The following is a 26,141-nucleotide window of genomic DNA, read 5'->3' as shown; positions in this document are numbered from 1 at the left end:
AGATTCTAGGTGATTTCTTCACTCCACCATACAGCTAACAAATACGACCTCTTCCCCCTTCTCTCCCTCAAACAGTAGGGATAAGGAAATTTTCAGCGGACCATCCCCAACGGCATCTAGCGCCGTTATGAATAGAGCGTTGTAGTCGTTGTACCGGGCATCCTTTCTAAGTATTTCCGCAAATAAAGGCTGTTTGGCGGCAAGGTTGGCGGCAAGGTCCGTGCGATCTTTAATTTCACTGATCAGTTCTTCATGCGTGGTTTCATTATTGTGGTAATCCGGATGCCTATAATTCACGTAGCAATAAATATTGCTGTAATCGCTGAGCGGGAGGGATTTATATAATTCACGCTTCAGTAGATCGAGCTCTATATGCTTTATCGATGGTTGGTCCGTAGGGTAGTATATGGATACATGGTCAGCATCCAAACTAACTGTTTTAGCAAGTTTACGTAGTGGGCCAGTACTTAGGTCTCGGTCGGAGGCACTATTCTGCCAATTAAATTGTATGCCTATTCTTGGTTCCATGGAAGCAATGTTTAGTATGCCGGTCCAAGGTAGTACTGTAATTACGGTACTGAATAGTCAGCTAGCTCACTGTAGCATTAACGAACACGAGGCCTATAACGAAAACCCGGAGCGCGTCTCCGACGAACACCGGGCTACTAGGTGTACCCCTCCGGGGTAAGACGCTACCCAAGCCGGCCCTTCGGGACGGAATGTCACGCAGCGCCGCAGGCCTCCCCAACCTCCCCGACTCCTGCGAAAATCGATCTACAATTAGCCGACGAGTTCTATATCCCCCGTAAAAATCCTCAGTCTCTCCACCTCCTCCTCTTTCTCCCTGGCAACCGCCGGAGGCACCCCCGAACTAACCTCCAATTCTCCATCTCTCTACCTCTCCTGCGAACCCGTTTGCGCCAGCAAACCAAAAAGCGCCGCAGGCCTCCCCAACCTCCCCCACTCCTGCGAAATTCCATCCACGATAGGCCGACGAGTTCTACATCCCCCATAAAAATCCTCAGTTTCTCTATCTCCTCCTCTTCCTCCCCAGAAACCGCCGGAGGCCAACCCTATCCCACAATACCGTAATTTCGCCCCACCCAATCTTACGGCATGCCCCAAGCACTAAAACTCTACAACTCCCTCTCCCGCAAAAAAGAGGTCTTCCAACCCCTCAACGAAGGATTCATCGGCCTCTACGTCTGCGGCCCCACCGTCTACAGCGACGTGCACCTGGGCAACGTGCGGACGTTCACGAGTTTTGACATCATCTACCGCCACCTCCTCCACCGCGGCTACAAGGTCCGCTACGTGCGCAACATCACCGACGTGGGGCACCTCACCGACGAAGGCGAGGACAAAATGAGCAAGGGCGCCCGCGTCGCCAAGCTGGAGCCCATGGAGGTCGCCCAGAAATACACGGTCGGTTTCCACGAGATGATGCGCCGCTTCAACAACAAGCCACCCAGCATCGAGCCCCGCGCCAGCGGCCACATCATCGAGCAGATCGAGATGGTGCAGGAGATCCTCAAGAACGGCTACGCCTACGAATCCAACGGCTCCGTTTACTTCGACGTCGCCGCCTTCAACGAGAAAAACGATGGCATGTACGGCCACCTCTCCGGCCGCAAGATCGACGAGCTCCTCGCCGAAAGCCGGGAACTCAAAGCCCAGGGCGACAAGCGCAACCCCACCGATTTCGCCATCTGGATGAAGGCGACGCCGGACCACATCCTCCGCTGGAACAGCCCCTGGGGTGAAGGCTTCCCCGGCTGGCACCTCGAATGCTCGGCGATGAGCACCAAGTACCTCGGCGAGCAATTCGACATCCACGGCGGCGGCAACGACCTCAAATTCCCCCACCACGAAAACGAGATCGCCCAGAACGCCGGCTCCTGCGGCTGCGGTGGCGCCCGCTACTGGCTCCACACCAACATGCTACTGATGAACGGCCGGAAGATGTCCAAATCCGACGGCAACACCATCACGCCCCAGCAACTCTTCACCGGCGATAGCCCCCACGTCACGGACAGCTACAGCCCGATGATGCTACGCTTCTTCATGCTCCAAACCCACTACCGGAGCCCGATGGACCTCACCGACGAAGCCCTCCAGGCCGCCAAAAAAGGCTACGCCCGCCTCACCGAAGCCTGGGCCAATCTCCAAAACCTCGAAGGGCAGGGCGGCGCCCAGAACGGTACCGTCGGCAAGGAACTCACTGCCGGCCTCGCCGCTGCCTACGCCGAAATGGACGACGATTTCAACACCCCCAAAGCCCTCGCCAAAGTCTTCGAATTGGTCAGCCGCATTAACGCGCTCAAGGGTGGCCAACTCAGTTTAAAGGAAGTGAGCAAGGAGACCCTCGAGATCTTCCGCAACGACCTCGGTACGCTGCTTTTCGACGTCTTCGGCTTGCAAGATGAGGGCGCTGCCGCAGGTGCCAACGATGAGGCGTTCGGCAAGGTGATGGACCTCGTCCTCGACCTCCGCGCCCAGGCCCGCGCCGAAAAGAACTGGGGCATGTCCGACAAGATGCGGGATGGCCTCAAAGCCGCCGGCGTAGTGGTGAAGGATGGCAAGGATGGTTCCGAATGGAGTGTGGAGTGATTTGATCCGCACAACGTGCAACCCATTGCGGTACGTCAGTACGCTCTAGCTTCATTAGGAACCGTTAGGCCTAAAGGAATTACGGACCTCAATCAGTGAAAACGGTGAACGTACGTCGATCGTCATCCTGTCGGGATACCGCCGGATTACGGAGCGGTAATTCGTACCTTAGGTGCCTAATCCCGTTTCGATCGACATGCGTTTCCCCTCTCCCCAAATCTGGGGTCTTCTGTTATTGCTAACCCTCACCGCCTGCGGCCCCAACCTCCCTACCGAGGTACAAACCGCCATGGCCACCCTCCCCGAAACGGTGGACTTCAACCAGCACATCCGGCCCATCCTCTCCGACCGGTGCTGGAGCTGCCACGGGCCGGACGCCGGCTCCCGCCAGGCGGATCTGCGGCTGGATCTGGAGGAGAACGCCTTCGGGCCCCTCGCCTCCGGCAACGGATACGCCTTCCGCGCCGGTAGCCCCGCCAAAAGTGAAGCCCTGTTGCGGATGATCAGCGACGATCCGGACGTCGTCATGCCCACCCCCGAAAGCCACATGACGATGGAGCCACGGGAGATCGCCCTCTTCAACAAGTGGATCGAACAGGGCGCGGAATGGAAAGACCACTGGGCCTTCCTCCCCATCGCCGACCCGGATGTCCCCGCTAACCCGGAGGGGATGGCCGCCGCCGGCAGTATCGACCACTTCATCAACGAACGCCTCCGCCAGGAGGGTCTTTCGCCCAACGGCCGGACCGACGATGAACGGTTGGTCCGTCGCGTTTACCTCGACCTCACCGGGCTGCCCCCTTCCCCCCGGCAGATGGATCACTGGCTCAAAGATCCGTCCGATACCCACTACGCCCGGCTCGTTGACTCTTTGCTCAGCACCAGCGCCAGCGCCGAAAGACTAACCATGGAGTGGCTCGACCTGGCCCGCTACGCCGACTCCCACGGGATGCACGCCGACGGCGCCCGCCTGAGCTACCCCTATCGCGATTGGATCATCGAGGCCTTCCGCCAGAACCGGCCCTTCAATGAATTCGTGACCGAACAACTCGCTGGCGACCTGTTCGAGGACCCGACTCAGGACCAACTGATCGCCTCCGCCTTCAACCGGATGCACCCGCAAACGGCCGAGGGCGGCGCCATCGACGAGGAGATGCGCCTGACCTACGTTTTCGATCGCGTCAACACCGTCGCCACCGGATTGCTGGGGCTGACGATGGACTGCAGCCGCTGCCACGACCACAAATTCGACCCGCTCAGCCAGTCCGAATACTACGGTTTTTCGGCCTTCTTCAACAACTTCAACGAGCTGGGGATGACGGCCGACGACGGCGACTTCGGCCCCACGATCCTGCTGATGAGTGACTCCACCCGCCAACTGCTGGACGGGCTCGACGCCAACATCGAACAACTCAACGCGAAACGCCGGGCGGTGGCCATTAGTGGTGACGAACTCCAGGCCTTCCTCGCCAACCCGAGGGTGAGCGCCCCCCGACCAACCCACCACGTTTCTTTCGACGCCGCGACCGAGCGGGACGGTAAAAAACAACTGCAAGCCTCCGCCTGGGGCACTCCCGAAATCGAGATCGTGACGGACAGCGACCGCGGCCGCGTCATCGAATTCGACCACCCTTACGACGACGTTTACTTCCCCCAGGGCATCGGGCAGTACCATATTAATGAGGCGTTTACGAACGCCGTGTGGGTAAAGACCACCAAACGCGACAGCAGCCTGACCCAGACCATCGTCGGCAACGCCAACGACAAGGCCCAGATATGGAAGGGCTACGATTTGGCCCTCGACGGTGAGAACCGCCTCAACCTCACGCTCACCCACGCGCTGCCGAACGAACTCATCCACGTGCGGACGATCGACAGCCTGGAAGTGGGCCGCTGGTACCACGTGGCCATCACCTACGACGGAACGGGCCGCGCGGCGGGTGCTACCCTGTACGTGGACGGCGTGGCGCCGGAACAGGAGACCCTGTTTGACTTCCTGCGCGGTAATTTCTATCCAGATTTCAAAGGCCAGGAGTGGCGCGGCTTCGCCGTTTGGCCACTGCGCGTGGGCCAGTCGCACCGGACCCAATCCGGCGAAAATGGCGTTTTCCTGGGGTACATGGACGACCTTAAATTGTACGACCGCGCCCTCACCCCGGCGGAGATCTGGCGGGTCGCCGAGCGGGAAGAGGCCATCCCCGCCAACGCCGCCGAGAGCCACCTGCTCAAGACCAAGTCCGCCTACGCCGCAGCGCAAAAAGACCTGCGCGATATGGCGCGCCGGAAGTACGGCACGCAGGACACCTTGCCCCGCTTCATGGTGAGCCAGGAAACCCCGGGCATCCGCAAGACGTACCGGCTCGACCGCGGGGCTTACGATGCACCGGCGGAGGAAGTGTTTCCGACCACGCCCGCCTCCGTGCTGCCCTTCAGTGAGAACCTGCCGAAGAACCGCCTCGGCCTCGCCGCCTGGATCTTTGACGACGCTAACCCGCTCACCGCCCGGGTGGCCGTGAACCGCTACTGGCAGCTTATTTTTGGCCGCGGGCTGATTTCTACGCCCCACGATCTGGGCAGCCAGGGGGCGCTGCCGAGCCATCCGCAACTGCTCGATCACCTGGCTACCGAGTTCAAAAAAGATTGGGACGTCCGTGCCCTCATCCGCACAATGGTCCTCAGCGAAACGTACCGGCGCGATAGTCGGATGCCGGCCGAACTGCGCGATCAGGACGCCGAAAATATCTACCTCGCCGCCGGACCATCCGGCCGTTTGCCCGCCGAGATGATCCGCGATAATGCCCTCGCTGCGTCCGGTTTGCTGGACGGCCGCGTGGGTGGCCCGAGCGTCAAACCCTACCAGCCGCCGGGCCTCTGGATCCAATCGCTCAACTTCAGCCAGGACCTCCTCCACTTCAAACAGGACCACGGCAACGACCTATACCGGCGCAGCATGTACACCTTCATCCGCCGTACCCAGCCGCCGCCCTTCGTCACCAATTTTGACGCGACGGGGCGCGACGTCTGTATCGTGGAGCGGTCCAAAACCAACACGCCCCTGCAGGCACTGAATTTGCTCAACGATCCCCAGTTCGTCGAGGCAGCCCGCGTGCTCGCCCAGCGCGTGCAGGGGGAGAGTTCCCAAACCGATGAGCAGTTGGCCCAGGCGTTCCGCCTCGTCACCGGCCGCCGGGCGGGCCCGGGTGAAGTGGACATCCTGCGCGACCTCTACCGAGACGAATTAGAGCGCTTCGAGCGGACCCCCGCTGCCGCCGATTCCCTGCTCGCCATAGGTGAATTCGCGTTACCGGAACGCCTCGACCGCTCGCGCACTGCGGCTCTGACGAGCGTCGGGAACATCCTCTTCAGTTTCGACGAAGCCTACGTAAAACGCTAAGCCATGAGCCACCACTGCAACGAATACGGCCGCATCCACTCCCGGCGCGACTTCCTGAATAAGCTCGGTGCCGGCCTAGGGGTAGCGGCGCTTTCTGGCCTCGTCAATCCCCTCAGCGGCATGTCTGACATGGGGGCGCTGCCGCGGGTGCTAAGCAATGGGGTAGGGGGGATTGCCCCCCGGGCTAAGCGGGTGATTTACATGTTTCAGTCCGGCGGCCCTAGCCAGTACGAACTCTTTAGCCATAAACCCTTGTTGCGGGAACTCCACGGCCAGGAACTCCCCGCCAGCGTCCTGAACGGGCAACGGCTGACGGGGATGACCTCCGGCCAGGGCGCCCTTCCATTGGCGGGATCGGCCTTCGATTTTAAGCAGTACGGACAGTGCGGGAAGTGGCTCAGCGACCAAGTCCCCCACATGGCCTCGGTGGCGGACGACATCTGCTGGGTGAACTCCATGTATACGGACGCCATCAATCACGACCCGGCGGTGATGTTCATCCAGACGGGGAGCCAATTCCCCGGCCGGCCGAGCATTGGCGCCTGGGCGAGTTACGGCCTGGGCTCGATGAACGAGAACTTCCCGGCTTTCGTCGTCTTGCTCAGCAAGGGGGATAACGGTGGTGCCCAGCCGCTTTATCCGCGGAGTTGGGGATCGGCCTTTCTACCGAGCCAGCACCAGGGCGTGCAGTTTCGGGCCGGGGCTGATCCAGTATTGTACCTAAATAATCCCGGTGGCATCACGACGGCGGCCCGCCGGAACCAACTCGACCGGCTGAAGGAACTCCAGGAATTGCAGCGCGCCGAAAGTTTGGACCCCGAGATCGACGCCCGCATCGCCCAGTACGAGATGGCCTTCCGGATGCAGGCCAGCGTCCCCGACCTGATGGACGAAAAGGAGCCGGATTACATCTACGATATGTACGGTCCGGACTCGCGCATCCCCGGCACCTACGCGGCCAATTGCCTCCTCGCCCGGCGGCTGGCGGAGAAGGACGTCCGTTTCATCCAGCTCTACCACCGCGGTTGGGATGCCCACGGCCAGTGCCCCGCCAACATCCGCGGCCTCACGAACAATACGGACCAGGCGAGCGCCGCCCTACTCAAGGATCTCAAACAACGCGGCCTCCTGGAAGATACCCTCCTAGTCTGGGGTGGCGAATTTGGCCGGACGGCCTACAGCCAGGGTAAGCTCACCCCAGAAAATTACGGCCGCGACCACCACCCCCGCGCCTATAACATCTGGATGGCTGGCGGCGGCGTCAAGCCCGGCCTGGTCTACGGCAAGTCCGACGATTTTGGGTACAACATCACCGAAAACCCCGTCCACATCCACGACTTCCAGGCCACCCTCCTCCACCTCCTCGGCATCGACCACGAAGCCATGACCTTCAAACACCAAGGCCGCCGCTTCCGCCTGACGGATGTACACGGCCACGTGGTGCACGATTTGTTGGCGTAGGGACCAAAGTACCACCATCCTTCTCCCCTTAATCTCCCTTATCTCCTTATCCTTCTTGTCGAAAACAAAGCACCCAAAGCACCAAAATACCAAAGCACCAAAACACCACCACCCTCTCCCCTTAATCCTCTCTTCCGCCTTAAACTTCTTTGCGAAAAATTGTACCGAAGCCCTACCACGAAGTAACAGCGTAGCTAAAGCACCAAATCCCTCCCCTCCTTCTCCCCTTTACCCCCTTATCCTTCTTGTAGAAAACAAAGCACCAAACCACCAAGACAAACACACTCCCCCCTTTCCCCGTTCCACCACCAATGGCACTACTAACCTTCACGGACCGAGGAATTTTCTGCGAACGCGCAAACGTATACATCGACCCGTGGAAGCCGGTGGACTACGCCATGATCACCCACGGCCACGCGGACCATTCCCGCTGGGGCAGCAAACACTACCTCTGCACCCGCACGGCCGCCCCCGTGATCAACTACCGGCTGGGCGACGTGAACATCGAAACGGTGGAGTACGGCGAGGTAAAGACCATTAATGGCGTTAAATTCAGTTTCCACCCGGCGGGGCACATCATCGGTTCGGCCCAGATCCGCGTGGAGTACAAGGGAGAGATTTGGGTGGCCAGCGGCGACTACAAATTGGAGGACGACGGCCTCAGCGAAGCCTACGAACCAGTAAAGTGCCAGCACTTCATCACGGAATCGACCTTCGGACTGCCCGTCTACCGCTGGGTACCGCAGGAGGAGGTGTTTGCCGACATCAATGATTGGTGGCGCGCCAATAAGGAAGACAATCAGGTGAGCGTCGTCACCGCCTACGCCCTCGGCAAAGCCCAACGCCTGCTGCAGGGACTGGACCCGAGCTTGGGAACCATTTACACCCACGGTGCCATCGAAAACACCAATGAAGTCATCCGCGCACAGGGGATCGACCTGCCACCGACCGTCCGCGTTACCCAGGCCATCGACAAAAAGGAGTATCCCGGTAACATGGTGATCGCCACCCCCGGTGCCGTCGGGCAAACCTGGATGAAGAAGTTCGGCCGCGCCCGCGTAGGTGCCGCCTCCGGCTGGATGACCCTCCGCGGAGCCCGCCGCCGCCGGGGCGCCGACCGCGGCTTCGTACTGAGCGACCACTGCGACTGGCCCTCCCTTCTAGAAGCCATCGACCTGACGGGAGCGGACAACATCTACGTCACCCACGGCTACACCGCCCTCTTCAGCAAGTACCTCCGCGGATTAGGCTACAACGCCGTAGAACTAGAAACCGAATACGAAGGCGAACTGGCGGAGATCGAGACGAAGAAGGAAGAAGAAGAGAGCGTATCCACCTAAACCGCTTGGCCGAACTGCAGACTGCAGACTATAGACTACAGACTAAAAACTCCCGACCGCTCGAGGAACCTCAAATTGTCGCTGCGCTCGGATTTGAGCCCGCCTGGAGAGCCTAATTACTACAGACTACAGACTAAAGACTACAGACTAATTATGCGCCACTTCGCCGAAATGTTCCGCCGCCTCGACCGGACGACCAAGACCAACGACAAGGTCGCGGCGCTGGCCGATTATTTCACGACCGTAGAAAGCGATCAGGATAAACTCTGGACGATCGCCCTGCTGAGCCACCGCCGGCCCAAACGGACCGTCAACTCCAAACTCCTCCGCGCCTGGGCCGCCGACTACGCCGGTATCGACACCTGGATCCTCGAAGAATCTTACCACGTGGTAGGGGACCTCGCCGAAACCATTGCCCTAGTACTCCCCCCGCCCGATAGCCTGAGCGACCGGCCGTTGACGGATTGGATCGAAATCGTACAGTCCCTGGCTAAATACGACGAGGAGGGCAAGCGCGAAGCCGTCACCGATGCCTGGCGGGTCTTGGACTACACCGAACGCTACCTCTTCAACAAACTAATCACCGGCAACTTCCGCGTTGGCGTCTCCCAAAAACTGATGACCCGCGCCCTCAGTAAAGCGACCGGCATCGAAGAAACCAACCTCGCCCACCGCCTGATGGGCAATTGGACACCCAACGACACTACCTATGACGACCTCATCAACAGCGAATCGGCAACGGACGACATCAGCCGGCCCTATCCCTTCTACCTCGCCTACCAGCTGGAACAAGAACCCGCGGACCTCGGCGGGCCCGAGGAGTGGCAAGCCGAACACAAATGGGACGGCATCCGCGGCCAGGTCATCGTACGGGACGATGAGCTTTTCGTTTGGTCACGCGGCGAAGAGCTGGTGACCGATAAGTACCCGGAATACGCCCCCCTCGCCGAATTACTGCCAAACGGTACTGTGATCGACGGGGAGATCCTTCCCTACCGCGACGGCAAACCGCTCGGCTTCAACGTCCTCCAAACCCGGATCGGCCGCAAAAAAGTGAGTAAGAAACTGATGGAGTCCGCCCCCATCAGCCTGATGGCCTACGACTTGCTGGAGATCGAAGGGGAGGACATCCGCCCCCGGCCCATGTCCGAACGCCGCGAGCTACTGGAGAAGCTCCTGGCCGAAAACGATACCCAGGGCATCGTCCACCTCAGCCCCGTCGTAGAGTGGTCCACCTGGGAAGAGCTGGCCGCCGAACGAGAAACCTCCCGCGAAAAGCACAGCGAGGGCATCATGCTCAAACGCAAGAACAGCCCCTACCGCCAGGGCCGCAAAAAGGGGGATTGGTGGAAATGGAAGATCGACCCCCTCACCATCGACGCCGTCATGATGTACGCCCAGCGGGGCCACGGCCGCCGCGCCAATCTCTTTACCGACTTCACCTTTGGCGTGTGGGACGGAGAAAAATTGGTCCCCTTCACTAAAGCCTACTCCGGCCTCACTGACAAAGAATTCAACCGCATTACGGCCTGGGTACGCAAAAACACGATTGAGTCCTTCGGCCCCGTCCGCAGCGTAAAGGTGAAGCACGTTTTTGAGATTGGGTTTGAGGGAATCCGGGAGAGCTCCCGCCACAAATCCGGCGTCGCCCTCCGCTTCCCCCGCATGCTCCGTTGGCGGGAGGATAAGCCCGTCCACGAAGCCAATACCAAAGCAGACCTACTGGCCATGCTGGAGATGTACGGATAGACATTCCAGTAAAAACCAAGCCCGAATAGGGCTAGGAACTAAGGACGAAGTCCTGTGATACTAGAAGCTAACCACTACAATACTCTCACATAAAGTACTACCCGACTACCCGACTAAGTACTACCCAACTAATTACTATCTTTGCGCTCGCTTTAGACGGCCCTGACGGATCAGTGGTCAGAAATTCGACTTTCCCAAAAGCGCAAATTCTAAGTTATGGCAAGAAAGAATAACATCGGCCGCCGCCCTTCCGGTACCCCCGCCACCGGCCGCCGCAACGCAGTCAACACTTCTAACACTACTGGCCCCATCATCGAAGGCGACGATACCCTCGTCGATATCGTTGAGGTTCGCGACCAGGGTGTCGACTTTTTCGAACGCAACAAGACCATCATCCTCGGTGCGATCGTTGGTTTGATTTTGCTCATCGCTGCCTTTTTCATCTACCAGACCCTCGTCAAGGCGCCCGCCGAGCGTAACGCCCAGGCTTACCTGATGAAAGCCCAGTCCGCCTTTGAGCGCGACAGTTTCGCCATCGCCCTCGAAGAGCCCGCTCCCGGTGAGTATGGCTTCCTCGACATCATCGACGAATACGGTGGCACCAAGGCCGGTAACCTCGCCCAGTACTACGCGGCGGTATCCTACCTCAATCTCGGCCAGTTCGACGCGGCCAAAGAATTCGCCAACCGCTTCGATGCGGACGGTGCCCTCCTCCCCGCCATGAAGGCCGGTGTGATCGGCGACGCCGAAAGCGAACTCGGCAACTACGATGCTGCCATCAACCAGTACAAAGAAGCCGTGGCTGCCTCCGGCGACAACTACGTTACGGCTGGTTACTACCTCAGTAAATTGGGCCAACTGCTCCAGAACCAGGGCCGCAACGACGAAGCCCTCGAAGCCTTCCGCCGCCTCAAGCGCGACTTCGGCCGCAGCCCCGCCGCCGTTGATGCCGACAAGTACATCGTGATGCTGGAAGGGTAATCCCTCCCCGCCTCAACGGTAAAAAGCCCACCCTCAGGTTCTCCTGGCAGTGGGCTTTTTTCGGTTCCCGATCTCCGGTCGGGATTTTTAGTTCAAGCCGGACGCTCGCAGGACCTCCTTCGTCGGACGCTACGAGGACTTGGGATCTCGGTAGTTTGGACAATTGTCACCACCCTTTAGGACCTCGTAGCGTGGTCAATTCGCGCGCAGCAAGAATTGAGTTCCTGCGAGCGTCCGGTGATCCGCGGAGATTCTGGATTCAAGCCGGACGCTTGCGGGACCTCCTTCGTCGGACGCCACAAGGACCTCAGATCTCGGTAATTTGTAAAATTGCTGCCTCCCTACAGGACCTCGTAGCGTGGTCAATTCGCGCGCAGCAAGAATTGAGCTCCTGCGAGCGTCCGGTGATGGCCGTCCGGTACCTAGACCCTTTAAATTGGGTTGTCCAGTCAGTAAAGAGCAAATAAAATTAGTTCAACCTAACCCCCAACCAACCCCCGAATCACCCGCCAGTAATTCCCGTGCTCCAGCCGTAACACCCGCTCGGCAATTTGCTCGGGTGTATCGTCCGGGTCGAGCCGGGTGGCGGCTTGGTACACGGTGTTGCCTTCGTCGTAGCGCTCGTTGACGTAGTGGATCGTGATCCCACTTTCTAGCTCCCCGTTCGCCTTTACGGCCCGGTGTACGTTGGCGCCGTACATCCCTTTCCCACCGTAATTCGGTAGTAGCGCTGGGTGGATGTTGAGAATACGGTCCGGGAAGGCGTTGACCAGGTAGGCCGGTACGAGCCAAAGGAAACCCGCCAGCGCAATGAAGTCCACCCCGAAGTTTTCCAGGTGGCCCAACAGGTTGGTCGTATCCCGAAATTCTGCCCGCTTGATGACCAGCGTAGGGATGTTCCGTTCCGCAGCCATCGTCAGTGCCGGCGCGGTGGCCTTGTTGCTAACCAGTAATACAACTTCCACCCCTTCCTCCGGGTGGGCCTGAAAACGATCGATGATCACGCGGGCATTAGAGCCGCCGCCGGAGACAAATAGAGCTAATTTCATGGTCGTTCGGGCTTATCCGAGTAAGCCACAAAACTAGTGCATCCGGCGAAGCTTACCACGGTGGTCTTCTAACGAGATAAGCGGGCGCTGCCGCAGGTGCCAAGAAATGGGGACGGGACCCACCCGCAATCTCAAGCGATCGCCTTGATCCGACTGGCCGCAAAAACCGCCAGGACACTCATCACCATGGTGAAGTAGCCCAGTTTTTCGTACCCAACCAGTAAGCCGTTTTCCCCTTCCGTGATGATGAAGCCGGCAACGATCGTGCTGCCGAACAACGCGGCTTCGTTGACGGATTGGCGGATCGACATGAAACTTCCCCGGTTCTCCGGTTTGACGACGGAAGTGATCATCGTCGTCGCCGGTACGTTGCGGCCACTGGCTACGACGAAGAAGGAGGACGTCACCAACAAACCAATGACCATTGAGTCCGTATCCAGATTGGTTAGCAGGTAAATGCTGGCCAGCGCGAAGAAGGAGGCGACCGTGAAGATGAGCATCCGCCCGTAGCGGTCGGCCAATTTCCCGAAGAGGGGAAGAAGGACAACCGTCAGGATCCCCCCGATGAGGTAAACCAAACTGATCTGGTCGTCCTCAAACCCGATGTTGATCTGCATGTAGGGCGCGATGAAGGGAATGACGGTGAAGTGACCCAGCATGAGCGACATCGTGAAGAGCAGGGCCGCCCGCTGGTTGGCGTTGGAGAAGATCTTGACGAAGGGATCCACCACTTTACGGAGGCCGGTCATTGGCGCCAGCACTTCCTGTATGGGTTGGACGGCTTCGTCCACCAGAATAGAGGCCGGTACGTTCCGGTCCTTACCCGGCACCCGCGGCAGCGCCAAATCTGCTTCGGCGAGGTGGCCCCGCAGGGAAGGCACGAAACGGCTGGCGAGCAACCAGAAGACCGCCGCAATGATCGCCGTGGCCACAAATGGCGCGTGCCAACCGTAACGGCTCGCAATCCAGATGCCCGACGGGACGCCCACCACGCTGGCCGCCGAAAAGGCCGTCATCACCCAACCCATCGCCGAGGCCCGGCGCTCGAGCGGAATGACGTCGCCCACAATGGCCAGCACCAGTGCCCCGAGGGTGCCACCGAAAATGCCGGTGCAGGACCGCAAAACCAGCAGCCAGGCGTAGGTAGGCGCAAAGGCACAGCCCAGCGTACCCACCGTAAAACCGGCGAAGAGAAAGAGCAGCGCCGTCCGCCGGTCGAACCGATCGATGAAGGCCGTACTGATCAAATTACCGGTAAGGGCAGCGCCGGCGTAGGCCGAGACCACCCAGGCAAACTGCCCGGGGGAGATGGCGAACTCCTCCATGATCGTCTTGCCCAGTGGCATGATGATCATGAAGTCGATGATGTGGGAGAACTGGACGGCGGCCAGGACGAAGAGGAGTTTCTTTTCGGCGTTCATGTGGTCTTTTGGAAAACGCCAAAGAGCTCGCGGCCGGCCCGGGGCGGGATGGAATTGCTGGCCGTGGAAAAGCGAATTACGTTGAAGTAGGGCTCGAAGTAGGAAAGGTATTCAGCGCGGCTGCCGCCAAAGGGACGTTTTTGCTGGCCATCGGCGAGCGGGATGTCAAACCACAAACCGGCCAGTCGGCCGCCGGGGACGAGGAGGTCGTGCATCTTCGCCGCGTAAGCCTTCCGGTTGGCCGGGGTAGGGGGGAAGGAACAGAAAAAGGTTTGCTCCACGATGAGGTCGTACTCCCCCTCGTATTGGAAGAAGTCGCCGCAGACCATCTGCTCCGCCGGGAAGTCGGGGACGCGTTGCTGAAGAGCTGCGAGTGGTTCCGGAGCGATGTCCAGTACCACCACGTTGCGGAACCCTTGCTTCCAGGCGTACTCCGCTTCGTGGCCGTTGCCGGCGCCGGGGATGAGGATGCGGAGGTCCTTATCCTCCAGCCCGTCGAAGAGTTCTTTGATGGGGGTGGTGATGCGGCCGGCGTCCCAACCCGTCAGGCTGGCGTGGTAGCGTTGGGACCAGTACGCCGCGTCACTGGCTTCCCCGCCGGTGGGGTTATCCGTGGATTGGCAGATCTCCACGAGGATGCCGTTGGTGCTGCGAGGGTGGAGGAAGCAAACCAGTTTGTTGTCGGCGCCCCGGCTGGGGGTGGTTTGGAGGAGCTCGAAGCCATCTGCCGCCAGTCGTTCCATTTCACGGTGGATATCCTCTACCTCAAACGCAAGGTGGTGGATGCCCGGCCCCCGTTTGCCGAGGTATTTGTGGAGGACGCTCTCCGGCCCGGCGGGGCTGACGAGTTCCAGTTTGGCTTTGGTGGCACCGGCGTCGAAGAAGGTGGTCATCACCTGCTGGCTGCTTACCTCCTCGTGTTTGTAGGCCGGGCGCCCGAGGAGGCGGGTGATCAACTCTTCCGCCGCGCTAGCGTCAGCCACCGCAATGCCGATGTGGTCAAGTTTCATGGGGTGGGTCTTTGGAGGGAGTGGTCAGGCGATAAAATTCGGCGCGTAAACGGTGCCGGGAACAGGGGACTGACCGGTGGGTAGAAGTGGTACTGCTGCGGCAACAACGCGGGGCGGGAAATGGTCGAAAGCGGGCCAGGTAAGCCACCCAATTAGCTGTTGCAACTCGTTACGGAATTGCATTGTTTGTACGGGGTTTGTCATTATTCCAGATATGTCCCGAAAATCAAAAACCACTTTAAATTCTCGTTAGTTATCGTGGGGCATGGCGAATAAATATCCGGCTAAAGTCTTACTGTTTGGGGAGCATACCGTACTGCGCGGAGGCCGCGGCCTGGCCGTGCCCTACGAGCGCCTTTCCCTAAGTTGGAAGGAAGATCGGCCGGATGAATCCCTCCTCCAATTCTGCGATTACCTGAAGCGGGAAGTGCCGGCGGACATCCTCGATACGAATGCACTCGAAGACCAATTGCTCGAGGACTGGCGCCTGATTGGTAACATCCCCGTCGGGTACGGACTCGGCAGCAGTGGCGCCGTCGTGGCCGCCGTATTCGACCGTTTCGCGACGGAGGCCGGGAAAGCACTGCGGGGAGAAGCCCTCCGCCAGCAACTGGCGCAGATGGAGAGTTACTTCCACGGCGATAGCTCTGGTACCGACCCCTTAATTTGCTACCTCCGCCAACCCACCATCATTGGTGGTGGGGAAGCGCCCCGTGCCGCAGAGCTTCCCAAAGGTTGGGCGGATAACTTCTTCCTGGTGGATACCGGGCGTTCGCGCAAGGCTTCCACCCTCATTCGAAAGTTTACCGAAGCGTACGATGGGAAGCCGGACTTCGCCGAACTGGTCAACAACCGCTGGAAACCCAGTGCGGATGCCGCCATTACCGCGTTAATCAGCGGAAACAGGGCTGAACTAAAAAAAGCCTTCACTACCATCAGTGAATTTCAGCTGCAGCAGATGCGGACCTTCATTCCCAAACCCATCCGTAAACAGTGGTCCGGAGAAGGCTACCGCCTCAAGATCTGTGGAGCCGGTGGCGGCGGCATGCTCCTCGGTTTGGCGGACCGGCCCGGAGCGAATATCCGCGGGCTCGGTAAGGTGATGTGGTTAGGGAAGACGGCGTCGGCGGGGCGGTAAAGAGGCCATTTGAAGATGATCTTGACCGAGATTATTAGTCAATAGCTAAATTCTCAACCCCATAAGAGGAACTCCAAAATCAAAAAGGGAGCCTAACCTCACGGTCAGGCTCCCTTTCTGCTTTGGTAGGAGGATCATTAATCCTCGTACCGGAGGAAGATTGGAGCGCTAAGCCCTAGTCCTCATTGGCTACCAGGTCAATCTGGAGGCCAATCTCATCACTGATGATTCTATCCTTGGCCAGATCGAAAGTGCTGTTATTGTAGGATATGCCCCACTCGTTGCGGTCGATGGTGAACTTGGGGGTTTTGGCCATCAGTTTGCCGTCGGCAAAGGTGACGGTGGCGGGGATCTTTACGGATTTCGCAATACCCTTTAGGGTAAGGTTGCCCATCAGTTCGTGGGTGTACTCCTCGCCTTCCTTCGGTTGGACGCTCTTGAGGTCGAACGTCGCCATGGGGTACTTGGCAACGTCGAAGAAGTCCGGGGCTTTGAGGTGGCCGATGAGTTTGTCGCCACCTTCGTCGGCGGGCATATCGGTGTTGGTCATTTTACGGAGGTCCATGGCGAACTGGCCGCCGACGATGCGCTGGCCCTCGTTAGTGACGATGATCTGTCCGTTCTCAACGGGGATCTCACCGGTGTGGCCGCCGCCAATTACCTTGGTGCCTTCCCACATGATCTTGCTGGCAGTAGGGTCCACGAGGTACTGGGTGGAGGCTTCGGATTTTACGACTTCGGTGCCTTCTTCGATGGCTTCACCGGCGGTAACTTCCTGGCCTTCGGGGCCGCCACAGGCGACGATGAATACGGAGAGGAACAGAAGGGAGAATAAATGTTTCATAGTTGTTTCGATTGGGTGAGGGTGCCCGGCCAAATCGGGTAGGGCACCTCGAGAATTGATGTCGGTACAACACATCAGTTTTGTGGGTGTTCAAGCCTCCGCCCCGCTCAGTCCTTTGTGTTTGTCTACATTCGAGCATTTCAGCAAGTCATTTGTTAGGCGGGCCGGTCCTGGTTAATTGTCCTCCGCCCTGCACCTGCGGCAGCGCCTGCTTGTTAACTTTACCCGCTACAACCTTTCCCCGATGACCCACCGCTACTTTCTGTCCGTATTGTTCCTGCTTTTCATTGCCCCCCTCGCGGCGCAGACCTGTGAATACCAGGTGGTGCTGGAAGACCTCGTGCGGGGAGACGGTTGGAACGGCGGGCAACTGATCGTGCGCGTGGGTAGCCAACCCTTCACCTTTACGCTGGGTAATGGATCGAGCCAGACCTTCTACGTGCCCGTGACCGACGGTGACGCGATTGCGCTGGATTTCCGCGAAGGTGCCTTCCCCGAGGAGATCAGCTTCCAACTGCTGAATAACAATGACGAAGTGCTCTTCGCCGCCGCCGACCCCACGGGAGGGACGGATATTTTTACCACCACCGCGGCCTGCGTAGCCTGCGCCGCGCCGCCGCTTTCCGGCATCGTAGTGGAACGGGTGCGCTCAACGACGGTGGACATCAGCTTCCGCGGCAACCCGGCCTCCGACGACCCGGAATACCTAATCCAGTACGCCATCGGAAGTTTCGACCCCACCGTGAGTGGTGTCGCTACGGAGTTGGTAATCGACAATCGCGTCCGCCGGATCACCAACCTCGAGCCCGGCTTCAGCTACAGCCTCTACCTCTCTACGCTGTGTAATGACCGCGCGGATACCTCCGACCTCCGCGGCCCCTTCAACTTCACCACCCGCCCGGCGGTGGACCTAGGGATTACTGAGATCCGCTCCCCCCAAACCGGGTGCGGAAACGCGGCGCAAAACGTAACCATTGGCATTACGAATTACGGTGGCGAACCCCAGTCCTTCTTCGAGATCGGCTACTCCATCAACGGCCGGGAGGCGACCATCGACTATCCCTTCGACGGCGTCTTCACCGGCGTGGTGGGCGTGGACTCCACTGAGTTTTTCACCTTTGATAACCCGGCTAGCCTGAATGATCCGGGCCGGTACCAGTTCAAGGTCCGGACGATGATCGAAGGTGACGCCGACGCGGAGAACGACGAACTGACGCTCTCCATCGTCCGCCAACCCACCATCGAAGACTTTCCCTACACGGAAGATTTTGAGGACAACGACGGCTTCTGGGTGCCGGGCCGCTCCGGCCGTGGCCCCATCAGCTGGGCCTGGGGGCAACCCCGCGGCACCGTGATCGGGGAGGCACCGCAGGGCTCCAACGCCTGGGTGACGAACCTCTTCGGCGATTACTTCAACGGCGAAGAAAGCTACCTGATCTCCCCCTGTTTCGACTTTACTGAGATGGAGGAAGACCCCTATTTCTCCTGCGCCCTGATCGTCGATACCGAAGAAGACTTCGACGGCCTCAGCCTCGAAATGAGCACGGACGATGGCGAGACCTGGTCCACCGTCAGCATCAGCCCGGCGGATCTCAATTGGTACAACGACCGGCCCAATCAGGTCTGGGAGGGCGACGGTGGTTTCGGTAACGGCCCCCGCATCGTCGCTAATCTACTGGAAGGTGCGGCCGGCGAAGTGGTGAAACTGCGTTTCGTTTTCACCTCCAGTTTGGATGATACCCGTGAGGGGGTGCTGGTGGATGCGGTGACGATTGGGGAGCGCGGCGCTACGGACGTAGCCGTGGTGGCCGTCGATGGTGAAATCTTTTGCGCTGAATTTGAGCGGTCCGCCTTCACGGTGACCTACCAAAACGTAGGGACGGCCGTGGTGGATAGTGTATTCATCAATATCCCCGCCGGTGACGGCCTGACTGATACGATCGTTGAACGGCTGGCGCCCGGCAATTTCCGGACCTACGAGATGTTTGTTGGCAACTCAATGTTAGTCGGGCCTTCCCCGAGTATTACGGTGACGGTAACTACGCCGGATGACGTTAATCCAGCTAACGATCAGGGAATTATTTCGCGACCCGCATTACTGCCGTTGCCCTTCTTTGAGGGTTTTGAAAATGGCGTCTTACCACGTAGCTGGTCGGTAATCGGTGCTGGTGATATCACCATTGCTCCCAACCCCAACACCGGGTCCAACAGCCTCATAATCCCCATTCCAGAAAGTGACGGATTTGCGAGCTTATCCACGGCCATCTACGAAGCCCCCATCCTGCCTACGGATAGCCTGCGCTTTACCGTCGATGTGCTCGAACTACCGGAAGGAGGCAAGGTTTCCCTGGAGGTCTTTTCCACCGAGTGCGACGTATTGGATACCCTCTTCCGGACCGATTCGCTGGAGAGCCTGACCTACGCCATCTCGCTGGCCAACGTGCCCGCGACCGATTACTTTTTCAATCTCCTGGCCGAAGGCGGCGCGGCGCGCATCAGCTTCGACGACATCAATATCACCCGCTGCCCCGGCAACCTCAGCGTCGACGTCGACGTCATCCCCACCACTACCCGCAACGCCGCCAACGCGCGGGCTACGCTGACGCCCTCCGCCGGTATCGCGCCCTACACCTACGCTTGGTCTACGGGCGCCACGACCCAAACCGTCACGGATCTCGCATTCGGTGAGTACACGGTGACGGTCACCGACCGGCTGGGCTGTACCGACGAAGTTCAAGTGGTCGTCCGCAACTTCCTCGATACGGAGGATCCGCAGGGGCTGTTGCGTTCGCTCGCCGCTTACCCCAACCCCACGTCGGGAGAACTGCGCATAGATCTGGACCTCGCCAATCGGGAAACGGTCACCGCCGAGGTCTACGATGCTACCGGCCGCCGCGTGGCCCTCCGTTCGTTTGGTAACACAAACCAGGTGCGTGAATCACTCGATCTTAACGGTTTTGCCCCCGGTATTTACCTGGTCCGCGTGCAAGCGGGTGGGGCGGCGCGTTCCGTGCGCGTCATTCGCAAGTAGGATCGGGGCGCTGCCGCGGGTGCCTAGTTTAGGACGGAGTGCAATTGATGGGTAACGACACTTCCTGACAAAACCCATCCGTACGGTGGTCGGCCAACAAGCCCGTGGCGAACTAAACCGGGAGCCGAACCTTAGACTAAGTACCCAGATCAGAAGTGTATGAAAATCGGTGTTGTTTGTTACCCTACCTACGGAGGTAGCGGTGTGTTGGCCACGGAGCTGGGGTTGGGGCTGGCCCGGCGGGGGCACGAGGTCCACTTCATCACCTATCGCCGCCCGGCGCGTTTGGGCGGCTTCCAGGCCAACGTATTCTACCACGAGGTGGATAGCGGCGCGGATTACCCCCTCTTCGAATACGCCCCCTACGAAACCGCGTTGGCCTCCAAGCTGGTGGACGTCATCGAGAACTACGGCATCGACCTCCTGCACGTGCACTACGCCGTCCCCCACGCCTCCGTGGCCTACATGGCGCGGAAGATCCTCATCAGCCGCGGCCGCTACGTCCCCTTCGTGACGACGCTGCACGGAACGGACATCACCCTCGTAGGGACCAACCCAGCTTACGAAGCGACGATCACCTTCGCCATCAACAAATCGGACGGGGTGACGGCCGTATCCCAGAGCCTGAAGACAGACACCCTGGCCAATTTCGAGATCTGCAATCCGATTGAGGTGATCTATAACTTCATCGACTTTAAACGCTTCCAACGGAAGAACAAGAACCACTTCAAACAGGCCATCGCGCCGAACGGGGAACGGATCCTGATCCACGTCTCCAACTTCCGCCCGGTGAAGCGGGTGGACGACGTGATCTTCATCTTCAAGATCGTCAACGAAGCCATCCCCAGTAAACTGCTGCTCATCGGCGATGGCCCCGAGCGCGCCAAGTGCGAAGACCTCAGCCGCCGCCTGGGGCTCACCAAGGACATCCGCTTCCTCGGTAAGCAGGATGCGGTGGAAGAATTGCTAGCGGTGTCGGACCTCTTTCTGCTACCGTCCTCCAGCGAAAGTTTCGGTCTCGCCGCTCTGGAGGCAATGGCCTGCGAAGTCCCCGTCATTTCCAGCGACGTGGGCGGCATCCCCGAAGTCAACATCGATGGCCACACCGGCTACCTTTCCGGCGTCGGCATGGTGGATAAGATGGCCGAAGACGCCCTCAAGATCCTGACGGACGACCAAACGCTGAATGAGTTCCGTTCCGCCGCCCTCGTCCAGGCCGCCCGTTTTGACATTGAGGAGATTCTGCCGCGGTACGAAGCCTACTACGAGAAGGTGCTGGCGAATAGCAAGGTGGTGGCGGGGGAGGAGCCGGTTTCGGAGTGTTAGCATTATGCTGCTTCCAAATGCAACTTAACTATCCAATTGTTTCGTTACTCGATAAACATAAGGAGTCATGAGTGCCATTATTGAAGCGCAGGTTAAAGAGGTTTTGATCAAGCTTTTGCAGGATCATCCTGAGATAGTTGTCAATGCACTGAGGCTTCACGTCCTGAATCAAGTACAAGCTGGTGAAACTCCAGAAATTCGCCGTGAAATCTTTGATCAGATCATTGAAAAGCTATTTGCCGATCAAGAAGAATTATTTGTAGCACTTGGTAAAGTGTAAAGTAAAATCCACCATCTCCTTAGAGTTGGTGACTTCCCTCATTCCTCCTCCCCGTAATCCAAATTAAGCTGGTAGCGCACCCCCCGGCCGGCACCGGTGCGGGTTAGGGCGCCGAGGCGGGTTAAGTAGGTTAACTCTCTGGTGGCCGTAGCTTTCGATACCCTAGTGATCCGTTCGTAATTTTTGGCGGAAAGCCCTCCATCAAACCCCTCGGGGCCGGCGTCAAATAATTTGTGGATGACTTTGTGCTGCCGGTCACTCAGGCTATTTTGGAATTGGTCATAGAACCGATTTTTTGATAAAATAAAATGGATCTGAATGGTTGCGTTGGTAATCGCTTTGATGACGCAATCCAGAAAATACTTCATCCATTCAGTCACGTCCAGGTTGCGTTGCGCCTGCTGTAGTTGGGCGTAGTAGTCCGATACATTTTCATTAAACACCTTCGAAAGGGTAAATGGTACTGGAAAGCCTAAGCCCTGAGAAATCAAATGGCTAATTATCACTCTACCAATTCTACCATTACCATCCTGAAATGGATGAATACTTTCAAAATGGACGTGTGACACACCTGCCCGCAAAAGCTGATCTATAAGTGGGTCCTGGTGCCATTTGATTTGCAAGGCATCAATGAAGCGCTGCATCTCTGCGGGAACTCGTTTCGCAGGTGGCGCTTCGTAGTGAACCGTAAGGTCATAGTCTGGCCCACTAACTATGCGCATCGGCTCCGTTCCAGCTCGGTAATCTCCGATAATCTGAATGGACCTGGTCGTCTGAAAAAGAAGTTCGTGCCAGTATTTGATCGTCACCTCCGTCAGCGGGTTCCGAAAATTCGCTGCAACGACGCTTAATAGCTTGCCAACTCCTATTGCGCGCTGGTCACGCACCTCTTTTCCATAGTTGCCGAAGGAGAGGTGATTCATTATGGAGGATCTGATGTCCTCCCGGCTCATGTACTCACCCTCGATACTCGAAGTTTGTTGAGCATCCTCAATGAGAACATCTAAGAAGTAGTTTTTCCGATCCTCCGCTGGCATTCGTCTGACGCGTTCCACAAGAGGTAGAAGTAGCGATTGTACGCGGTCTATCCGACTAGCAAGTGCAGCAAGATCATAACTTAAGCTTGGCCAGTCTTCGTAGTTATAGTTGTACATGAGCCAATTGGTGGTGGGTATTGGATCAAATATGCGTTATGTTGAGCCGATAACGTGTTTTAATTGGCTCACGAATGATCTGCCTTTTTATTAATCCCCCATCACAAACTATCCCGCCCCTCCTCCAATATCAGGATCTTCTTCAGCTGTAACTGCATATTCGTCTTCGCCGGCAACGTCAGCATCCGCTCTTCGCAGGAGCTATTCAAAAGCCAGAATTCGGGCGCTGCCGCAGGTGCCGAGGAATGGATCAAGCAACGAGAAAAGGGCCACCCGTACCCACTGGAATGGACGGCAAACCTAATGGGATATCAGTCAACAATCGAAGACAAGATTTAAAAGCAGTATGCCTGAAATTCTGTCGCTTCGTTTCGCGTGTGGCCTGACAATATTTCCGACCGGCCCCTGGGCACCTCATTTGCATTGTTATATCCGCTAGCTCCGAACTTAGACCTAATTGGCTATCGTTCAATAGACTAGCGAATCCAAAATACAGACACGGCCTTTATCTACGTACGGCCGCAAAACATATCTATATGAATCCTAATAACTTCACCATCAAGAGCCAGGAGGCGCTCCAACGGGCCGGGGAAATTGCCCTCGGTAACCAACAGCAGAGCGTAGAGCCAGCTCACCTACTGAAGGCAATTTTTGAAGTGGACGAGAACGTCGCCCCTTTTCTCTTTAAAAAGATGGGCGCCAACTTCCCCGCCGTCAAAGCCGCGGTGGATAGTATCGTTGCCGGCTTCCCCGTAGTTACGGGTGGCGAACAACACTTCAGCCGCGCCTTCGCTACGCTGATGCAACACGCCAACGTAGTTGCGAAGGATATGGGCGACGAGTACGTCTCCATCGAGCATCTGTTACTCGCTACGCTGAAGGGGAACGGCCCCGCCGCCAACGTCTTACGCGATGCCGGAGTAAACCCTAAAGTCCTGACGAAGGCCATCGAAGAGTTGCGGCAGGGAAAGAACGTCACGAGCAACTCCGCCGAAAACCAGTACAACAGCCTGGAGAAGTACGCCATCAATCTGAACGAGCGGGCCCGCCAGGGTAAGCTCGACCCGGTGATTGGTCGCGACGAAGAAATCCGCCGAGTACTTCACATTCTCGCTCGCCGCAGCAAGAATAATCCCATCCTGATCGGAGAACCCGGTGTCGGTAAAACCGCCATCGTAGAAGGCCTCGCCCACCGGATCGTAAACGGCGATGTCCCCGAAGACCTCCGCGAGAAGGACATCTACAGCCTCGACATGGGCGCGCTGATCGCAGGTGCCAAGTACCAGGGGGAGTTCGAAGAACGGTTGAAAGCTGTCATCAACGAAGTCACGCAGGCCGACGGGCAGATCTTCCTCTTCATCGATGAGATCCACACCCTCGTAGGTGCCGGAAAGGGGCAGGGAGCGATGGACGCCGCCAACATCCTCAAGCCGGCTTTGGCGCGGGGAGAACTCCGGGCCATCGGTGCCACCACGCTCGCTGAGTACCAGAAGTATTTTGAGGCAGATAAGGCACTGGAGCGTCGCTTCCAGCAGGTCAACGTAGCCGAACCTTCCGAAGAAGATGCTATCAGTATCCTCCGTGGGCTGAAGGAGCGTTACGAAACGCACCACAAGATCAACATCCTGGATGAGGCCGTCGTGGCCGCCGTCCAGCTGAGTGAGCGATACATCAACGATCGCTTCTTACCCGATAAGGCCATCGACCTGATCGACGAGGCCGCCGCCCGCCTCCGCCTGGAGATGAACTCCATGCCCGAGGAACTGGACCAGGTAGAACGGCAGATCCGCCAACTGGAAATTGAACGGGAAGCCGTCAAACGCGAAAACGACGAAGTAAAACTCGACCGCCTCGCCGCCGACATCGCTAACCTCGAAGACAAACGCAACGCACTCCGCGCCCAGTGGGAGTCCGAGCGGGAGGTCGTCCTCGGTATCCAGCAGGCTAAGAGCCGGATCGAAAACCTGAAGAACGACGCCAAGCAGGCGGAGCGCTCCGGCGATTTCAGCCGCGTGGCCGAGATCCGCTACGGCCTAATCCCCGAAGTGGAGCAGGAGCTCGAAAGTTTCAACACCCGCCTCGGTGAGATGCAGACCAACGCTAAAATGCTGGTCAAGGAAGAAGTGGACAGTGAAGACATCGCCGAGATCGTGGCCCGCTGGACGGGCATCCCCGTAACGCGGATGCTCCAGAGCGAGCGCGAAAAGCTTCTTAAGCTGGAAGACGAACTCCACAAGCGGGTCGTCGGCCAGGAAGAAGCCGTCGAAGCGGTAGCTGATGCCATCCGCCTCAACCGGACGGGCCTCAGTAGCCAGGACCGGCCCATTGGTTCCTTCCTCTTCCTCGGTACGACTGGGGTAGGGAAGACGGAACTGGCTAAAGCCCTCGCCGATTACCTCTTCAACGATGCCAACATGATGACGCGCATCGATATGAGTGAGTACCAGGAGCGCCACGCTGTCAGCCGCCTCGTCGGGCCACCCCCCGGCTACGTTGGCTACGACGAGGGTGGCCAGTTGACGGAAGCCGTCCGCCGCAAACCCTACAGCGTCGTCCTGCTGGACGAGATTGAAAAGGCCCACCCGGACGTCTTCAACACCCTCCTGCAGGTCCTGGACGATGGCCGCCTGACGGACAATAAGGGCCGGACGGCTAACTTCAAGAACACGATCATCATCATGACCTCCAACATTGGGTCCGAAGTAATTCGGGAGAAGTTCTCCCACATCAACGGTAACAACGAAGAGGAGATCGTGGAGGAAACGAAGGAGCAACTCTTCAACGTCCTCAAGCAAACCGTTCGCCCCGAGTTCCTCAACCGGATCGACGACGTGGTCATGTTCCGTCCCCTTTCCCGGGGCAACATCCGCGAGATTGTGGAGCTACAACTCCAGCAGATGCGCGAGCAGTTGGCGGAGCAGGATATCCACATTTCCATGTCCCACGAAGCCATGGATTGGCTGGCCGCCGAAGGGTACAGCCCCGAGTTTGGTGCCCGCCCCCTGAAGCGCGTCATCAAGAAGCGGGTCCTCCGCCAACTCTCGAAGCAGATGCTGGCTGGCGACATCCTCCCCGGCAGCCGCATGGTCCTCGACGTCTTCGACGACGTGGTCGTCTTCCGCAAGGAGCGCGAGCAGGAACAAGTAGTAGAAATTATTTAAGACTCGAGATTACTGAGTGAGTGTATTAGTGCGGCGGTGCCTGTCAGGTTGATGGGGCCGCCGCTTTTTTACTGAGAGCCCGTCCCGAAGGGCCGGCCTACGTAGCGGTGGCACACCGTCAGGTGGCCCACTCTACTTTGGGGTGGTCCGGAGCGTTTTACCCCGGAGGGGTACACCTAGTAGCCCGGTGTT

Annotated in this window: 18 protein-coding genes; 11 read left to right on the top strand and 7 right to left on the bottom strand. The window is 58.4% G+C overall.

Translation table 11 applies throughout. The features are described 5' to 3' along the window. Window positions 1-18: 18 nt before the first annotated feature. On the bottom strand, window positions 19-429 hold the full coding sequence (locus A3850_RS03945; protein WP_157500870.1) for a hypothetical protein: 411 nt from the start codon (window positions 427-429) through the stop codon (window positions 19-21). A gap of 687 nt (window positions 430-1,116) precedes the next feature. Between A3850_RS03945 and cysS the strand changes: the two genes are divergently transcribed. From cysS to A3850_RS03915, 6 genes are all read left to right on the top strand, one after another. Further along, a complete protein-coding gene (gene cysS, locus A3850_RS03940; RefSeq protein WP_068214407.1) occupies window positions 1,117-2,610 on the top strand; it encodes a cysteine--tRNA ligase in 1,494 nt (497 codons plus the stop codon). 196 nt (window positions 2,611-2,806) lie between these two features. After that, the gene (locus tag A3850_RS03935) at window positions 2,807-6,004 is read left to right on the top strand and encodes a DUF1553 domain-containing protein (RefSeq protein WP_068214404.1); all 3,198 of its coding nucleotides are present in this window, start codon (window positions 2,807-2,809) and stop codon (window positions 6,002-6,004) included. A 3-nt stretch (window positions 6,005-6,007) separates the two neighbouring features. Continuing rightward, complete coding sequence (locus A3850_RS03930; protein WP_068214402.1) at window positions 6,008-7,465, top strand: DUF1501 domain-containing protein; 1,458 nt, start codon at window positions 6,008-6,010, stop codon at window positions 7,463-7,465. 311 nt (window positions 7,466-7,776) lie between these two features. Next, window positions 7,777-8,805, top strand: a complete 1,029-nt coding sequence (locus A3850_RS03925; protein ID WP_068214400.1) for a ligase-associated DNA damage response exonuclease — start codon at window positions 7,777-7,779, stop codon at window positions 8,803-8,805. A gap of 153 nt (window positions 8,806-8,958) precedes the next feature. Further along, window positions 8,959-10,554 carry an ATP-dependent DNA ligase gene (locus A3850_RS03920; protein ID WP_068214398.1) on the top strand — a complete coding sequence of 532 codons (1,596 nt, stop codon included), beginning with the start codon at window positions 8,959-8,961 and terminating at the stop codon, window positions 10,552-10,554. A gap of 216 nt (window positions 10,555-10,770) precedes the next feature. After that, window positions 10,771-11,535, top strand: a complete 765-nt coding sequence (locus A3850_RS03915; RefSeq protein ID WP_068214396.1) for a tetratricopeptide repeat protein — start codon at window positions 10,771-10,773, stop codon at window positions 11,533-11,535. Window positions 11,536-12,014: 479 nt separating this feature from the next. Here A3850_RS03915 and A3850_RS03910 read toward each other — a convergent pair whose 3' ends face one another. The 3 genes from A3850_RS03910 to A3850_RS20385 form a co-directional block, all read right to left on the bottom strand. Then, complete coding sequence (locus A3850_RS03910) at window positions 12,015-12,584, bottom strand: phosphoribosylglycinamide formyltransferase (protein ID WP_068214394.1); 570 nt, start codon at window positions 12,582-12,584, stop codon at window positions 12,015-12,017. A gap of 131 nt (window positions 12,585-12,715) precedes the next feature. Next, window positions 12,716-14,005: an MFS transporter gene (locus A3850_RS03905; RefSeq protein WP_068214392.1), complete on the bottom strand. Its 1,290-nt coding sequence runs from the start codon at window positions 14,003-14,005 to the stop codon at window positions 12,716-12,718. After that, window positions 14,002-15,015, bottom strand: a complete 1,014-nt coding sequence (locus A3850_RS20385) for a VOC family protein (protein WP_076639921.1) — start codon at window positions 15,013-15,015, stop codon at window positions 14,002-14,004. Before A3850_RS20385 ends, A3850_RS03905 begins: the two co-directional genes overlap by 4 nt. Window positions 15,016-15,280: 265 nt before the next feature. On the opposite strand from A3850_RS20385, the gene A3850_RS03895 reads away from it, so the two are divergent. Further along, window positions 15,281-16,153: a mevalonate kinase gene (locus tag A3850_RS03895; protein ID WP_068214390.1), complete on the top strand. Its 873-nt coding sequence runs from the start codon at window positions 15,281-15,283 to the stop codon at window positions 16,151-16,153. 175 nt (window positions 16,154-16,328) lie between these two features. Here A3850_RS03895 and A3850_RS03890 read toward each other — a convergent pair whose 3' ends face one another. After that, window positions 16,329-16,997, bottom strand: coding sequence for a YceI family protein (locus A3850_RS03890; RefSeq protein WP_197493981.1), 669 nt, complete (start codon window positions 16,995-16,997; stop codon window positions 16,329-16,331). Between the two features lie 244 nt (window positions 16,998-17,241). On the opposite strand from A3850_RS03890, the gene A3850_RS03885 reads away from it, so the two are divergent. The 3 genes from A3850_RS03885 (at window position 17,242) to A3850_RS03875 (ending at window position 21,634) form a co-directional block, all read left to right on the top strand. Beyond that, window positions 17,242-20,028: a T9SS type A sorting domain-containing protein gene (locus A3850_RS03885; RefSeq protein WP_068214388.1), complete on the top strand. Its 2,787-nt coding sequence runs from the start codon at window positions 17,242-17,244 to the stop codon at window positions 20,026-20,028. Window positions 20,029-20,187: 159 nt separating this feature from the next. Beyond that, window positions 20,188-21,354 (top strand): N-acetyl-alpha-D-glucosaminyl L-malate synthase BshA, encoded by a 1,167-nt coding sequence (gene bshA, locus A3850_RS03880; protein WP_068214386.1) that lies wholly within the window; start codon window positions 20,188-20,190, stop codon window positions 21,352-21,354. 67 nt (window positions 21,355-21,421) lie between these two features. After that, window positions 21,422-21,634 carry a hypothetical protein gene (locus A3850_RS03875; protein WP_068214384.1) on the top strand — a complete coding sequence of 71 codons (213 nt, stop codon included), beginning with the start codon at window positions 21,422-21,424 and terminating at the stop codon, window positions 21,632-21,634. Window positions 21,635-21,672: 38 nt separating this feature from the next. Here A3850_RS03875 and A3850_RS03870 read toward each other — a convergent pair whose 3' ends face one another. Both A3850_RS03870 and A3850_RS20090 read right to left on the bottom strand, forming a co-directional pair. Further along, window positions 21,673-22,788: a Fic family protein gene (locus A3850_RS03870; RefSeq protein ID WP_068214382.1), complete on the bottom strand. Its 1,116-nt coding sequence runs from the start codon at window positions 22,786-22,788 to the stop codon at window positions 21,673-21,675. Between the two features lie 101 nt (window positions 22,789-22,889). Continuing rightward, a complete protein-coding gene (locus A3850_RS20090) occupies window positions 22,890-23,042 on the bottom strand; it encodes a hypothetical protein (protein ID WP_157500868.1) in 153 nt (50 codons plus the stop codon). Window positions 23,043-23,324: 282 nt separating this feature from the next. Between A3850_RS20090 and clpB the strand changes: the two genes are divergently transcribed. Next, window positions 23,325-25,949 carry an ATP-dependent chaperone ClpB gene (gene clpB / locus A3850_RS03865; RefSeq protein ID WP_068214380.1) on the top strand — a complete coding sequence of 875 codons (2,625 nt, stop codon included), beginning with the start codon at window positions 23,325-23,327 and terminating at the stop codon, window positions 25,947-25,949. The last annotated feature ends 192 nt before the right edge of the window (window positions 25,950-26,141 follow it).

The sequence above is a fragment of the Lewinella sp. 4G2 genome (assembly GCF_001625015.1).
GTDB lineage: Bacteria > Bacteroidota > Bacteroidia > Chitinophagales > Saprospiraceae > Neolewinella.
Note: the sequence above shows the minus strand (reverse complement) of the source record. Positions and strands in the feature narration are given on the sequence as shown.

What these genes read in the sequence shown, in the direction of transcription:
- bshA (WP_068214386.1), top strand. Translation starts at nt 20,188, where the DNA reads ATGAAAATCGGTGTTGTTTGTTACCCTACCTACGGAGGTAGCGGTGTG.
- A3850_RS03905 (WP_068214392.1), bottom strand. Translation starts at nt 14,005, where the DNA reads ATGAACGCCGAAAAGAAACTCCTCTTCGTCCTGGCCGCCGTCCAGTTC.
- A3850_RS03885 (WP_068214388.1), top strand. Translation starts at nt 17,242, where the DNA reads ATGACCCACCGCTACTTTCTGTCCGTATTGTTCCTGCTTTTCATTGCC.
- cysS (WP_068214407.1), top strand. Translation starts at nt 1,117, where the DNA reads ATGCCCCAAGCACTAAAACTCTACAACTCCCTCTCCCGCAAAAAAGAG.
- A3850_RS03915 (WP_068214396.1), top strand. Translation starts at nt 10,771, where the DNA reads ATGGCAAGAAAGAATAACATCGGCCGCCGCCCTTCCGGTACCCCCGCC.
- A3850_RS03870 (WP_068214382.1), bottom strand. Translation starts at nt 22,788, where the DNA reads ATGTACAACTATAACTACGAAGACTGGCCAAGCTTAAGTTATGATCTT.
- A3850_RS03935 (WP_068214404.1), top strand. Translation starts at nt 2,807, where the DNA reads ATGCGTTTCCCCTCTCCCCAAATCTGGGGTCTTCTGTTATTGCTAACC.
- A3850_RS03890 (WP_197493981.1), bottom strand. Translation starts at nt 16,997, where the DNA reads ATGAAACATTTATTCTCCCTTCTGTTCCTCTCCGTATTCATCGTCGCC.
- A3850_RS03910 (WP_068214394.1), bottom strand. Translation starts at nt 12,584, where the DNA reads ATGAAATTAGCTCTATTTGTCTCCGGCGGCGGCTCTAATGCCCGCGTG.
- A3850_RS03920 (WP_068214398.1), top strand. Translation starts at nt 8,959, where the DNA reads ATGCGCCACTTCGCCGAAATGTTCCGCCGCCTCGACCGGACGACCAAG.
- A3850_RS20385 (WP_076639921.1), bottom strand. Translation starts at nt 15,015, where the DNA reads ATGAAACTTGACCACATCGGCATTGCGGTGGCTGACGCTAGCGCGGCG.
- A3850_RS03925 (WP_068214400.1), top strand. Translation starts at nt 7,777, where the DNA reads ATGGCACTACTAACCTTCACGGACCGAGGAATTTTCTGCGAACGCGCA.
- A3850_RS03930 (WP_068214402.1), top strand. Translation starts at nt 6,008, where the DNA reads ATGAGCCACCACTGCAACGAATACGGCCGCATCCACTCCCGGCGCGAC.
- clpB (WP_068214380.1), top strand. Translation starts at nt 23,325, where the DNA reads ATGAATCCTAATAACTTCACCATCAAGAGCCAGGAGGCGCTCCAACGG.
- A3850_RS03875 (WP_068214384.1), top strand. Translation starts at nt 21,422, where the DNA reads ATGAGTGCCATTATTGAAGCGCAGGTTAAAGAGGTTTTGATCAAGCTT.
- A3850_RS03895 (WP_068214390.1), top strand. Translation starts at nt 15,281, where the DNA reads ATGGCGAATAAATATCCGGCTAAAGTCTTACTGTTTGGGGAGCATACC.